A 12,409-nucleotide genomic window follows, 5' to 3' on the forward strand; every position below is an offset into this window, starting at 1 on the left:
GCCCGGGGCCGGAACGCGTCTGGCGGGGGCCTCCACGACGGCGTCGCGGTGTCGGTCGACGTGGAGCGCGCGTCGTGACGGCCGACCATCCCGCCGGTGACCGCCGTCACGAGGACGTCACAGCGACCGGCGACGAGGTCCGCGACCATCGTCCGATGGTCCCCGAGACCCTTTCCCGCCCTGCCTGGCCCGGCACGGCCGCCCGCGCCGAGGGCCGCACCCTGCGCTTCGGCCACATGGGCTGCCACGCCGTCGTGCCCGGCAACACGATCGCGTCGATCGAGCACGCCGCCACGCTCGGGGTCGACGTCGTGGAGTTCGACGTCCTGCCCTGCCCCGACGGCCGGCTCCGCCTGGCGCACGACCCGGGGGACCTCGCCGCCCGTCCCGACGCGCCCACGTACGACGAGGCGCTGGACCGCCTGCGCGAGCCGGACCTCGCCCACCTCGGCATCAACGTCGACGCGAAGGTCCCGGGCTGCGAGGAGCGGATCGCCACGCCGCTGCGCGACCGCCGCATGACCGACCGCGTGATCGTCTCCGCGATGGAGGTCCCGACCCTGCGCGAGCTGCGGCGGATCGACCCCGGCGTCCGCCTCGGGCGCTCGATCCCCCGGGTCTCCCGCGACTGGTACGCCAACCCGTGGACGCGCGTCCCGACGATCGGCATGATCCTCGCGGCGCGCCGCTATCTGCCGCCGCTGATGGTCCGCGAGCTCCGGGCCGGCCGCATCGACGCCGTGATGGCCCACTGGTCGCTGGTCACGCCCACCACGGTCCGCCGGATCACGGCCCACGGCGAGCTCTACGTCTGGACGGTCGACGACGCCGACCAAGCCGCAGCGATCGCGGCGCTGGGCGTCACGGGCATCACCTCGAACGACCCGCGCCTGCTGCGCTGGTGAATCGAGCGGCGGGCCGACGCGGGCGTCAGTCCTGCCGGCGACGCCGGCGGTCGTACCGCCGCCAGACCTCGTCGTAGACCTCGTGGGCGGCGAAGAACGGCGCGAGCTCCTCCTCGTCGCCCCAGCCGTACCCGTCGAGCATCCCCCGCACGACGTCCGGGCCGGCGCCGCGGTTGCGCAGGGCGATGACGAAGCCCGCCACGTCCCAGTGGACCGGCCCGCGGAGGGTGTCCTCGAAGTCGTTCCAGACGAGGCCGCTCGGCGTGTGGAGCAGGTTGCTGAGCGACGCGTCCCCGTGCAGCGCCTGCACCGGGAGGTCCGACGCGAACACCACGTCGCGGAGCGCGTCCAGGCGCGCGCCGAGCGCCGCGACCGCGGCGGACTCCGCGTCGTCCGCGGGGCGGAGCCGGCCGAGCAGGCGCCCGATGTCCTCGCGCAGGCCCGCCATGCCGGCCAGGTCGCCGTCGAACGGGCGCAGCGCGTCGTGCAGGTCCCGCAGCGCGCGACCGAGCCGGCGGGGGTCGTCGATCGTGGTCCGCCCGACGTCGGGGACCCACGTCACGAAGGTCATCCACAGGCCGTCGTGGTGGTGCGGGCCCGGCGGGATCGACGGGCTCGGGGCGACGGCCAGGCCGGAGGGCGCGAGGTGCTCGAGCACCGAGACCTCGCGCCGCAGCCAGCGTGACGGATCGTCGTGGAGCGCCACCGTCCCGGACATCACGCGGGCGACGACCGGGGCGGGACGCAGGTGGACCAGCACGTTGCTCCCGGAGGAGACGACCTCGGCCGCGTCGTGCGCCAGCGCGTGCGCGTCCGCGACCGCCTCTGCGGCCGCCAGGGCCCGTCGATCGAGGTCGCTCGCCATCCGGGCAATCTCGCAGACGCTCCCGCCGCCGGCGCGGGGGCGTCGTGCACGCCGTCCGCACCAATTCCGTGACGCCTCCGGGGGTGCGCCGTAGTGTCCCCATGAGCGAGTCAGCCACCGCCGTGCTGCCGTCGGCCATGACGCGAACCCCGCCACTCGACGTCGAGGCGCTGTGGCGCTCCTGCGCCGACGACCTCCACGCCTACGCCTGCACCGTCGTGCGGGACCCGTCGGCCGCCGAGGAGGTCGTCGCGACGACGTTCGAGCGGGCCCTGCGTCGCCGCGGCCGCTTCGACCCCCGCCGCGGCGAGCCGCGCGCCTGGATCTTCGGGATCGCGCGCAACGCCGCGGTCGACGAGCTCCGGCGCCGGGGGCGAGGGGCCGAGCTGACCCACGACCCACCGGACACGGCGGTCCCCGACCACGCCGACGCGCTGGCGGAGCGCGAGGAGGCCGCACGCCGCGCCTCCACCGTCGCCCGCGCGATCGACGCCCTGCCCGGCCGCGACCGGGAGCTCGTGGCGCTGAAGTTCCACGCCGGGCTCACCAACGCCGAGATCGCCCAGGTCCTCGGCATCTCGACCACCAACGCGGGCAGCCGCCTGCACCGCGTCCTCACCACCCTCCGGGAGTCCTGCCGTGCTGCGCTCTGAGCCCCGCCTCGATCCCGATGTCGTCGACGAGCTGGACCGCCTCGACGCCGCCCTCCACGCCGCCGCGTCCGACGACGCCGACCCGCCGCTGGACGACCTCGACCGCGAGCTGCGGGCCCTGGTCGCCGACGTCCGCGCCGGCCGCCCCGAGCTCGACGTCGGCGCGCGGATGCGGATCGAGGAGCGCGTCCAGGCCGCCAAGGCCGCTCCGCCGCGCCGGACGTTCGGGTCGCGGATGCCGGCCGACCGCCGGTGGCGCGCCGGGCTGGCCGCCGCGGTGGTCGTCGCCGTGGCGCTCCCGGTGGGGGTGGCCGTGCGCGGCGGATCCTCCTCGGGGACGGGCGACTCCGTGACGTCGGCGGTCGCGCTGTCCGCGGACCCGGGCACGCAGGAGGGCCCGGCGAGCGCCGCGCCCTCCGCAGGATCGGGGGACTCCGCGACCTCGTCCGGCTCCTCCGCCGGCAGCGCCGCCTCGTCGGCCTCCGCGAGCGGGCTCCGCAGGCTCTCGCGGGAGTCCGGCACGATCGACCTCCAGTCCCGCTCCGGGTCGGCGACGGCCGACAGCGCCGCGCCCTCCACCACCTCGATCGCCCCCGCCCCCACCAAGCAGGCCCCGCTGGACGCCAAGCGCCGCGTGATCCGCGACGTCGACCAGACCGTGCGCGTCGAGCCGGGCCAGGTCGCGCGCTCCGCCGAGCGGGTCACCACGATCGTCCAGGACGCCGGCGGCTACCTGGCCTCGTCCCAGATCCGCGAGCGCGGCGCGCGGGCCGGCGGCACCTTCCAGGTCGTGGTGCCCACCGGCCGCCTCGACGCCACCGTCGCGGCGCTGTCGAGGATCGGCCGCCCCGTCCGCCTGCAGCGGTCCTCCACGGACGTCACGGACCAGGCGGCGTCGCTGGCCGACCAGCTCGCCGACCTGCGGGCCGACCGGTCCGCGGCGCGGCTCCAGCTGGCGAAGACCGTCGACCCGGCCAGGCGCGCCGCGCGCCGCCGGGAGCTGAACCTCCTGAGCTCCCGCGTCGCCGCCCTCCAGGGCCAGGTCGACCAGCTGCGCAGCCAGACCGCCACCTCGCGGATCGACCTGCGGCTGACGACGACGAAGGCCGCCGAGGACGAGCCGGTCCCGGTGGCCGACGACGACTCCTGGGGCATCGGTGACGCCTGGGGCGACGCCGGCCGCGTGCTCGAGGTCGGCGGCGGGGTCCTCCTGATCGGCGGCGTGATCGTCCTGCCCCTAGCGGCCCTCGGCGGCCTGGGTCTCGTGATCCGCCGTCGCGCCGCCGCCCGCCGCCGCGAGGCCGTGATCGACCAGGCCTGACGGCCCGGGACCCCGGGGCCGGGTCGCCGCGGCGCGGTGGCGAGGGCCGCGGTCGATCGTCGGCCAGGGGGTGTCCGGTTTCGACCGGGGGTCCGGGGGGCCGCGGGGCGCGCGGTCGATCGTCGGCCACGGGGTGTCCGGTTTCGACCGGGGGTCCGGGGGTCGCCCGGCTCCGTCCTGCCTGCCGCGTCCGTCCCCGCGCCCACCGGCCCGGCCCCGACCCCGCCGCCGCGGCCCTCGAAGCGGTCCGGCCGGCCGAGGACGGCACCGCCCGGGCTCCACACGGATGTCGGAACCCCCAGGAACCGTCCGTCCAGGTGTGTCCAGACGTCACACGAAGGGGTCCGGACGTCCGGGCAATTCGTCGCGTTCGACCGTTGTGTGTGGTAATCACATGGGGTGGGCGCCACCGAGCATCAGATCAACGACATCGATCCGACGCTCGAGCTGCTCGGCCGGGTCCCGGTCTTCGAGACGCTCGGGGCCGACGATCTCCAGCGGGTCGCGGAGGTCGCCGTCCCCCGCCGGTTCTCACCGCAGCAGGTGATCTTCCGGGAGAACGACAAGTCGGACACGTGCTACGTCGTCAAGGAGGGCCACTGCCGCGCGGTGCGCCACCACCCCGACGGCCGCGCCATCACCCTCGCTCACTTCGGCGTCGGCGACATCTTCGGCGAGCTCGCGATGTTCGACACCGACCGCCGCTCCGCCACCGTCGAGGCGCTCGACCGCGTCCAGGCCCTCGCGATCCTCGCCGGCGACATGCGTCGCCTGATGCGCGAGCACCCGGACATCTCCGCCAAGCTCGTCGTCTCGCTGGGCCGCCGCCTTCGCGAGGCCAACGAGCGCCTCTCGCGCCAGTCCTTCCAGACCGTGCAGTCCCGTGTCGCGGGCGTCATGACCCGCCTCGTCGAGCAGGCCCGCGAGGAGGGCAACGAGGAGGCCGAGGTCGAGATCCGCATCACGCAGGCGGACATCGCCCAGCTGGCCGGCAGCTCCCGCGAGTCCGCCAGCCGCTTCCTCGCGGTGCTCGAGCGCGCGGGCGTCCTCAAGCAGGGCCGGGGGCGCATCCTCGTGCACGATCCGGCGGCGTTGGACCGCTACGTGTACTGATGGCGGGGCGCAGGCGGGGCCGGCGATCCGGCCGCGCCGCCAAGGACCCGGCGTCCGGCCGACCGGCCGACGCGCCCGCCGCCGACGGCTCGGCGAAGCAACAACCGCAGCAGGGCACCGGCGGGGCGCAGGCCTCGGGCGGTCCCGCGCGCTCCGGGCGGCGGCGTCGCCGTGGCGGTCGCGGCGGGCGGGGCGGGGGCGGCGGGAGCCTACCGCCGGCCGAGAAGGAGTTCTCGTGCGGCGGCGTCGTCGTGCGCGACGGCTCCTGCCTGGTCATCAACCCCGTTCGGCCGGACGGCCGCACCATCGCGACGTTGCCGAAGGGCCACCCCGAGGAGGGTGAGGACCCGCCGACCGCCGCCCTGCGCGAGATCTGGGAGGAGACGTCCGTCTCCGCCTCGATCACGGCCCGCCTGGGCGAGGTCGTCTACTGGTACCAGCGCGAGGGCAAGCGGATCCGCAAGACCGTGCGCATGTACCTCTGCGCGCACGTCGAGGGCGAGCCGATCGCCGACGGCTTCGAGGTCACCCGCGCTTACTGGATGCCGCTCGAGCAGGCGCTCGACGAGCTCGCCTTCCCCGGCGACCGCGAGATGGTCGCCCAGGCCATGGCGCGCACGTCCGGCGGCCGCTGAGCCGCGCGGCGGGCCCGGCCGACACCCCGGGACGGCGTCCACGGGCGCCCGTGGACGGTCGTCGCGTCGCCACGACACCCCGTGCCGATCGGGTGGATTGCGTGCAGACCATCGCCCGGAGGCCCACTGGCCGTTAGGGTTCCGTCGGCATGCAGGTCCTGAACTTCTACTCCCGCATCTTCGCCGACCAGCTGAAGCGGGGCCGCAAGACCGCCACGATCAGACTGGGCGACAAGTCCCACAAGTACCGCAAGAACCAGGCGGTCCTCGTGACGATCGGGTACCAGTTCTCCCCGCGCGAGAAGATCTTCGACGCGGTCATCGACGCCGTCGAGGTCAAGCGTGTCCGCGATCTCTCGCCGCGCGACATCGAGCACGACAATCCGGAGTTCCGCCGGCACGACGAGCTCATCCACTTCCTCGAGCAGATCTACGGACGCACGGTGACGCAGGACGACATCGTCACCGTCGTGCGCTTCAGCCAGATCATCTCGAGCCCGCCGGGCTACACCGACGCCCGTCTGGGCATCGGCGGCGCCCAGAACTAGGCGGGCGGCGCCAGGCGTCCGTGGACGCTTCGGATCTGGGAGGTGGGCGGGCCCGTGTCGGGGAACGACGTTCGGCAGTGCGGGTGCACACCTCTCACGTCGCCCGCACCGACCTCCTCGGTCCACGAACACCTGGCGTCCACCCGCGCGTCGTCCGGGCTCTGTCGTCCGTTCGTCTACCGCGCCTCGCCCGGGCCGACCAGCCGCGACAGGACGATCTGCGAGCGCGTGCGGATGACCTGGCCGTCGCGCTGGAGGTCCCGGATCAGGCGCTCGAGGTCGAGGTTGTCGCGGGTCCGGACGCGGGCGATGGCGTCGGGCTCGCCCGTGACGCTCCAGGCCTCGACGACCTCGGGGCGGACCCGCAGCGACGCCGCGACCTCGTCGAGCTGGACGGCGGGGCCGTAGAAGAGCTCGATCAGGGCCTCCGTCTGGTACCCGAGGGCGCCGTGGTCGATCGTGGCGGTGAAGCCCCGCAGCACGCCTGACGCGCGGAGCCGGTCGATCCGCCGCTTGGCCGATGGCGCGCTCAGCGAGACCCGGGCGGCGACGTCGTCGTAGGTCCTTCGCCCGTCCTCGAGGAGCAATGAAAGGATCCGCCGGTCGATGTCGTCCACGCGTTCGATTCTTTCACGAATTCGATGCAGAATGGCATCGACATGGGGTGAATTGGTCCGTAGCGTGTCCCCCATCGCCATGAACCTCGAACTCCCCCCGGTGCCCACCCGTCGCCCGCTCGCGCGGGTGCTGTTCGACGAAGCGCACCGAGAGGCGTGGACGATCCGCCCCGACGTGGCGCGGCAGATGCAGCCGTCGCACCCCGAGGACTCCTCCTACGCGCAGGCCGCCGAGCGGCTGCGGCGCTGGGACCTGGACGTCCGGGCGCACACCACGGGGCTCCTCACCCCCGAGGTGCTCGCCGACGTCGACGTGCTCGTCATCGCCCACCCGTCGGAGCCCCGGTGGGAGCGGACCGTCCCGGGCGACGGTCCGCTCCTGCACCCGGACGAGATCGAGGCCATCCACGCGCACGTCGCCGCGGGCGGCGGGCTGCTCGTGATGGCGGAGGAGGAGCACGACAAGTACGGCAACAACGTCGCCGAGCTGCTCGCGCCGTACGGCATCGCCGTTCGCAACGAGGTCGTCTCCGACTACGCGCGCCACCACCGCGCGCCGCACTGGATCCTCGCCGCGCCGGCCCGCGGCGCCCAGGGCCGGATCGACGGGGTCGACCTGCTGGCGGGCGTCTCCTCGGCCTGCTTCTACCGGGCGGCGACGCTCGACCTCTCCGGCGACGCCCGCGCCCTGCTGCGCACCGCCTCGACCGCGTCGACGCCGGACGCCCCGCTCGCCGCGGTCGCGACCGCCGGCCTGGGCCGCGTGGCGGTCCTCGGCGACTCCGACCTCTTCGGCGACGACTGCCTGGCGGACGGCGACCACGAGGCGCTGCTGCGCAACCTCGCCTCCTGGCTCGCCACGCCCTCGATGGCGGACGAGGACCTGGGCGCCCCGTCGCCCGCGCACGCCGATCCCGCCTGGGCGTCGCTGGTCGGCGCGGTCGAGGCGCTGCGCCTGCTCCAGCGCCCCGACGGCGCTCTGGCGTCGCCCGACGACGCCGGCTCCGCCGCCCAGGCCGCCGGCCACGTCCGCGACGTGGTCGCCGCCGTGGAGGCGCTCGCCCCGCACCTGCCCCACCAGGCCGCGTACCTGGAGGCCGTCGTCGCCGACCTGCGCCGGTGGGCCGCCGAGGGCTTCGGCGTGCCGGACTTCGGCGTCTCGCTCGAGGCCTTCCGCCCGGACCTCGAGCGCCGCGACGGCGTCGAGCACCTCGTGCTGTTCCCGATGTACAAGCAGAACGGCTCGCGCGACACCGCGTTCGAGGCCCTGCTCGTCCGGGTCCCGTGGCCGGAGTGGCTCGCCCACCTGGAGCGCGAGCGCTACGACAACGAGAAGTTCGTCCCGGTCACGTTCGTCGACCACACCTCGGGCTACGACTCGGAGTGCGCGGTCCTCTTCCCGGAGACGGTCTCCGTCGCCGAGCGCGCCGCCAACCACTTCGGCGGCATCTTCTGCGACCGCGAGGCCGAGCGCTTCCGCCGCACCGTCACCGCCGCCGCGGGCATCCTGCGGCTGGACCTGCCGCCGGACGTCGCGGCGCTGTGCACCTCGCAGCGGGCGGCGCAGGACGCGTACCTGCTCTGGGACCTCGTCCACGACCGCGCCCACAGCCACGGCGACCTGCCGTTCGACCCGTTCATGATCCGCCAGCGGATGCCGTACTGGATGTACGCGCTGGAGGAGCTCCGCTGCGACCTGACGGCGTTCGGCGAGGCCGTGCTGCTCGAGGAGCAGGGCGTCGCCGTCGCCCGCGACGCCCAGCGCGCGATCCTGCTGGACCGGCTCTTCCGCTTCCCGGTCACCGGCACGCGGATGCGCAACTACGACGGCCTCGGCGGCCAGCTGCTGTTCGCCTACCTGCACCGCACGGGGCGCGTGCACTGGACCGACAACCGCCTGGCGATCGACTGGGACCACGTCGCCGAGGGGGTCCTGGAGCTCCGCACCCTCGTCGAGGACCTCTACCGCGAGGGCATCGACCGCACGAAGCTCGGCCACTGGCGCGCGGCGCACGCCCTGGTCGCGACGTACGTCCCGCCGGCCGCGGGCTCCGTCTGGGCCTCGCAGCCGCTGGCCGAGGTCGAGGACCCGCGCGTGCACGTCGACGAGGTGCTCGACGACGAGTTCCCGCTCTCGATCTTCTACACGTCGCTGCGCCTGAAGATGCAGCCGGCACTGGAGCGCCCGTCGCGCACGGCCGCGCCTGCGACGATCGCTGCATGAAGGGCTTCGCCTCCGACAACTACGCGGGCGTCCACCCCGAGGTCCTGGCGGCGATCGCCGAGGCCAACGTCGACCACGCGGTCGCCTACGGGGAGGACCCGTGGACGCAGCGGGCCGAGGGGCTGCTGCGCGACCACTTCGGGCCGTCGGCGCGCTCCTGGCTCGTCTTCAACGGGACGGGCGCCAACGTCCTGGCCTTCCGGGCGCTCTGCCGCCCGTGGCAGGGGGTGATCTGCGCCGAGACCGCCCACGTCAACGTCGACGAGGGCGGCGCTCCCGAGGCGATGGGCGGCACCAAGCTCCTGACGCTGCCGACGCCCGACGGCAAGCTCACGCCGGAGCTCGTCGACCGCCACCTGACCCGCGTCGGCGACGAGCACGCGGTCCAGCCGCGCGTCGTCTCGGTGACCCAGAGCACGGAGCTCGGCACGCGCTACGAGCCCGGCGAGCTGCGCGCCCTGGCCGACCACGCCCACGCGCACGACCTGCTGCTGCACGTCGACGGCTCCCGCCTGGCCAACGCCGCGGCCGGCCTCGGCGTGCCGCTGGCGGCCACGTCGACCGACCTGGGCGTCGACGCGCTCTCCTTCGGCGGCACGAAGAACGGGCTGCTCGGCGCCGAGGCGTTCGTGCTCCTGAACGACGACATCGGCGAGGGCGCCACCTACCTGCGCAAGCAGACGCTGCAGCTCGCGTCGAAGGGCCGCTTCCTCGCCGCCCAGGTCATCGCGCTGCTCGAGGGCGACCTCTGGCGCACGAGCGCCGCGCACGCCAACGCGATGGCCGCCCGCCTGGCCGCCGCCGTCGAGGGCGTCCCCGGCGTCACGCTCACGCAGCGCGTGCAGGCCAACGCGGTCTTCGCGCTCCTGCCGGACGGCGTGGCCGACCGCCTGCGCCAGGACGCCCGCTTCTACACCTGGGACGAGTCGACCGGCGAGGTCCGCTGGATGTGCTCCTGGGACACGACCGAGGCGGAGGTCGACGCGTTCGCCGCGCGGGTCGCGGCGCTCTGCGACGCGGTGGTCGTCGCGGACTGACGCGACCCGGGGGACCGCTCGCGGCTCTCGGCGGTGGCGCCGTCTCCGCCGCCGAGCGGTTCGGTCGCGCCGTCGCGGCGCCGTCCCGGGCGACACGCCGCCTCGGGCCCGCCGGGCCCGATCCGCCGCTCAGTCGCCGAGGTCCCCGACGGCCGCGGCGATCGTCCGCAGCAGCTCCGGGTTCGTCCGGTAGCGGCGGAAGCGCCCGTCGCGTTCGAGGATCAGGAGGCCGGTCTTGCGCAGGACCTTCAGGTGCTCCGACACGCTCGGTCCCGTGAGATCGGAGGCCGCGACGAGGTCGCCGGCCGCCTGCGGGGCCGCGAGGCACGCGCGCAGCAGTCGGCGACGCTCCTCGTGGGCCAGCGCCCGGAGCAGCTCGGTGAGGTCGTCGTCGGTCAGCGTTGGATCAGGGTGACACGGTTGCCCGCCGGGTCGTCGACCTGGGCCTTCACGACCCAGCCGTTGTCGGTGGGCGGCATCACGACGGCGCCCCCGCCGGCCTCGGCGGCTGCGACGGCGGCGGCGACGTCGTCGACCACGACCCCGACGGTCAGGGACCCCTCGTCAGCCTCGACGATCGCCCCGTCGGGCGTGCCCTCCGGGGTGCGGACCAGGGCGTAGCCCGGGCCCTTCACGTCGATCTCCCAGGCGAAGACGCTCCGGTAGAAGCCGTGGAGCCGGTCGACGTCCGGGCCGGCGATGTCGAAGTGGGCGAGGCCGCCGGCGGGGTGATGGGAATCGGACATGCGCGCAGTATTTCGGAAGGTTCCGAAATATGCAAGGTGCGAAGGTCTCGACGGATCGGCGCCCGGATCCGCCGGTGGCCCCGGGGCCCAGCCGATCCGCGGTGGCGTCCGCCGTTGCATCGTCACGCCGCTAGCGTTCCGCGCATGGCCTCCGCGACCCCGTCCGCCCGCATCGCGTTCTCCCGCCGGGGCTTCCCCGGGCTCGAGCGCGCCGCGCTCCCGGACGGCACCGAGGTCGTGCTGCCGGCGGAGGGCGAGTCGCCGGACGCCGAGGGCCTGATCGCCCTGTCCGCCGACTGCGACGCGCTGGTGATCTCGACGCCCGACCAGGTCGGCGAGGCGCTGTTCGCCGCCAACCCGCGGCTCGAGGTCGTGGCGCTCGTGGCGGTGGGCTTCGACAACGTCGACCTCGATGCCGCTCGCGCCCACGGCGTCGCGGTCACGCACACGCCGGGGGTGCTCGCCGACGCGACGGCCGACCTGGCCTTCGCCCTGATCCTGATGGCCCGGCGTGTCCTCGTCCCGGCCGTCGACGCCACACGGGCCGGCGAGTGGGGCGCCTTCGACCCGCGGGCGTTCCTCGGGCTCGACGTCGCGGGCGCGACGCTCGGGATCGTCGGCTACGGCGACATCGGCGCCGCCGTCGGTCGCCGGGGCGCGGGATTCGGGATGACCGTGCTCCAGCACAGCCGCAGCCCGAAGCCGGCGGACGGCATCGCCGAGGCCGTCGGACTCGACGAGCTCCTGCAACGCTCGGACGTCGTCTCGCTGAACGTCCCCCGGACTCCCGAGACCGAGGGCCTGATCGGCGCCCGCGAGCTCGACCTCATCGGACCGCGGGGCACGCTCGTGTCCACCGCGCGCGGCGGCGTCGTCGACGAGGACGCCCTGCTCGCGGCCCTGCGGGAGGGTCGCCTGCACTCCGCCGGCCTCGACGTCTTCGCGGCCGAGCCGCTGCGCGACCCCGCCGACCCGCTGCTGCACGAGCCGCGCCTGGTCTGCCTGCCGCACATCGGCTCGGCGACGGTCGAGACCCGCACGGCGATGACCCACATGGCCCTGCGCAACGTCGCGGCGGTGCTCGGGGGCGAGGCGCCGCCGAACCTCGTGCCGCCGTTGCGCGGCTGAGGGCCGGCGCGCCGGGGGACGACCTCGACGTGGTGGGCGAGGTGAGCGGTTGGACGTGGACGCTCATCCGGTGGCGGTCGGTCTCCGGTGGAGTGCCCGGCGCGCGAGGTGGAGCAGGCCCGAGGCGACCATGAGCCCCGCGGTGATGGCGAGCCAGCGGGTGGCGTAGTCGGGTTGCTCGGCCAGGCCGGTCGAGAGGCGGTGTCCGGCGGGGGCCTTGTGGGCGATGTTGGGGAAGTAGACGAGGAGGAGGACGGCGGACATCGCGAGGGGCACGCGGACGTGGCCGTTGCCGAGGACGGTGCCGGGGCGGGGCGCGGTCCTCGGACCGGCGGGCCGGGGCCCGCGCACCCGCCCCCAGAGGCCGCGTGCGGCGCGGTCGGCGCCGACGTAGAGCGGGATCGCGACGAAGTCGTTGATGATCGCGCCGGCGACCATCCAGATCGCGAGGTTGAGGTACGACGCGGAGTAGCGGGCGTCGAAGGACTGCGACAGCACCCAGGCGATCAGGGTGATCGCGGCGAGGTGCAGGAGCAGGTGGGCGGGCGAGGCGCCGTAGGTGCGGCGCCAGGCGGTGAGCAGGCGCGGACCGCGATCGCCGGTACCGCCCGGGAGGC

14 protein-coding genes are annotated in these 12,409 nt (G+C 74.9%); 9 read left to right on the forward strand and 5 right to left on the reverse strand.

From position 1 onward, the window contains the following. The first annotated feature begins 155 nt into the window (after window positions 1–155). A complete protein-coding gene (locus AB0L40_RS22665; RefSeq protein WP_364360070.1) occupies window positions 156–905 on the forward strand; it encodes a glycerophosphodiester phosphodiesterase in 750 nt (249 codons plus the stop codon). A gap of 25 nt (window positions 906–930) precedes the next feature. On the opposite strand, the gene AB0L40_RS22670 is transcribed toward AB0L40_RS22665, so the two are convergent. Continuing rightward, window positions 931–1,770: an aminoglycoside phosphotransferase family protein gene (locus tag AB0L40_RS22670; RefSeq protein WP_364360073.1), complete on the reverse strand. Its 840-nt coding sequence runs from the start codon at window positions 1,768–1,770 to the stop codon at window positions 931–933. 101 nt (window positions 1,771–1,871) lie between these two features. On the opposite strand from AB0L40_RS22670, the gene AB0L40_RS22675 reads away from it, so the two are divergent. The 5 genes from AB0L40_RS22675 to AB0L40_RS22695 all read left to right on the forward strand — a co-directional run bounded on the left by AB0L40_RS22675 (window position 1,872) and on the right by AB0L40_RS22695 (window position 6,040). Next, window positions 1,872–2,423: an RNA polymerase sigma factor gene (locus AB0L40_RS22675; protein ID WP_364360076.1), complete on the forward strand. Its 552-nt coding sequence runs from the start codon at window positions 1,872–1,874 to the stop codon at window positions 2,421–2,423. After that, window positions 2,410–3,744, forward strand: a complete 1,335-nt coding sequence (locus tag AB0L40_RS22680) for a DUF4349 domain-containing protein (protein ID WP_364360079.1) — start codon at window positions 2,410–2,412, stop codon at window positions 3,742–3,744. Before AB0L40_RS22675 ends, AB0L40_RS22680 begins: the two co-directional genes overlap by 14 nt. 399 nt (window positions 3,745–4,143) lie before the next feature. Continuing rightward, entirely contained in the window at window positions 4,144–4,857 is a 714-nt protein-coding gene (locus AB0L40_RS22685) for a Crp/Fnr family transcriptional regulator (RefSeq protein ID WP_364360082.1), read from the forward strand. After that, window positions 4,857–5,492, forward strand: coding sequence for an NUDIX domain-containing protein (locus AB0L40_RS22690; protein WP_364360085.1), 636 nt, complete (start codon window positions 4,857–4,859; stop codon window positions 5,490–5,492). The genes AB0L40_RS22685 and AB0L40_RS22690 overlap by 1 nt, the downstream gene beginning before the upstream one ends. A 149-nt stretch (window positions 5,493–5,641) precedes the next feature. Then, on the forward strand, window positions 5,642–6,040 hold the full coding sequence (locus tag AB0L40_RS22695; protein ID WP_364360088.1) for an ASCH domain-containing protein: 399 nt from the start codon (window positions 5,642–5,644) through the stop codon (window positions 6,038–6,040). A gap of 176 nt (window positions 6,041–6,216) precedes the next feature. On the opposite strand, the gene AB0L40_RS22700 is transcribed toward AB0L40_RS22695, so the two are convergent. Next, window positions 6,217–6,657: an Lrp/AsnC family transcriptional regulator gene (locus AB0L40_RS22700; RefSeq protein ID WP_364360091.1), complete on the reverse strand. Its 441-nt coding sequence runs from the start codon at window positions 6,655–6,657 to the stop codon at window positions 6,217–6,219. A 79-nt stretch (window positions 6,658–6,736) separates the two neighbouring features. Between AB0L40_RS22700 and AB0L40_RS22705 the strand changes: the two genes are divergently transcribed. Together AB0L40_RS22705 and AB0L40_RS22710 are read left to right on the forward strand one after the other, a co-directional pair. Continuing rightward, window positions 6,737–8,881: a DUF6421 family protein gene (locus AB0L40_RS22705; protein ID WP_364360094.1), complete on the forward strand. Its 2,145-nt coding sequence runs from the start codon at window positions 6,737–6,739 to the stop codon at window positions 8,879–8,881. Continuing rightward, a complete protein-coding gene (locus tag AB0L40_RS22710) occupies window positions 8,878–9,918 on the forward strand; it encodes a beta-eliminating lyase-related protein (RefSeq protein ID WP_364360097.1) in 1,041 nt (346 codons plus the stop codon). Before AB0L40_RS22705 ends, AB0L40_RS22710 begins: the two co-directional genes overlap by 4 nt. 129 nt (window positions 9,919–10,047) lie before the next feature. Here the strand turns inward: AB0L40_RS22710 and AB0L40_RS22715 are convergent, their stop codons facing one another. Together AB0L40_RS22715 and AB0L40_RS22720 are read right to left on the reverse strand one after the other, a co-directional pair. After that, entirely contained in the window at window positions 10,048–10,377 is a 330-nt protein-coding gene (locus AB0L40_RS22715; protein WP_364360108.1) for a metalloregulator ArsR/SmtB family transcription factor, read from the reverse strand. Beyond that, entirely contained in the window at window positions 10,314–10,664 is a 351-nt protein-coding gene (locus tag AB0L40_RS22720) for a VOC family protein (RefSeq protein ID WP_364360100.1), read from the reverse strand. The genes AB0L40_RS22715 and AB0L40_RS22720 overlap by 64 nt, the downstream gene beginning before the upstream one ends. 144 nt (window positions 10,665–10,808) lie before the next feature. Here AB0L40_RS22720 and AB0L40_RS22725 point away from each other — a divergent pair, with 144 nt between their 5' ends. Next, complete coding sequence (locus AB0L40_RS22725; RefSeq protein WP_364360103.1) at window positions 10,809–11,792, forward strand: D-glycerate dehydrogenase; 984 nt, start codon at window positions 10,809–10,811, stop codon at window positions 11,790–11,792. Window positions 11,793–11,855: 63 nt separating this feature from the next. On the opposite strand, the gene AB0L40_RS22730 is transcribed toward AB0L40_RS22725, so the two are convergent. Further along, a partial coding sequence (locus tag AB0L40_RS22730) for a hypothetical protein (protein ID WP_364360106.1) occupies window positions 11,856–12,409 on the reverse strand: 554 nt, incomplete at its 5' end.

It is taken from the genome of Patulibacter sp. NPDC049589 (assembly GCF_040675535.1).
Classification (GTDB): Bacteria; Actinomycetota; Thermoleophilia; order Solirubrobacterales; family Solirubrobacteraceae; genus Patulibacter.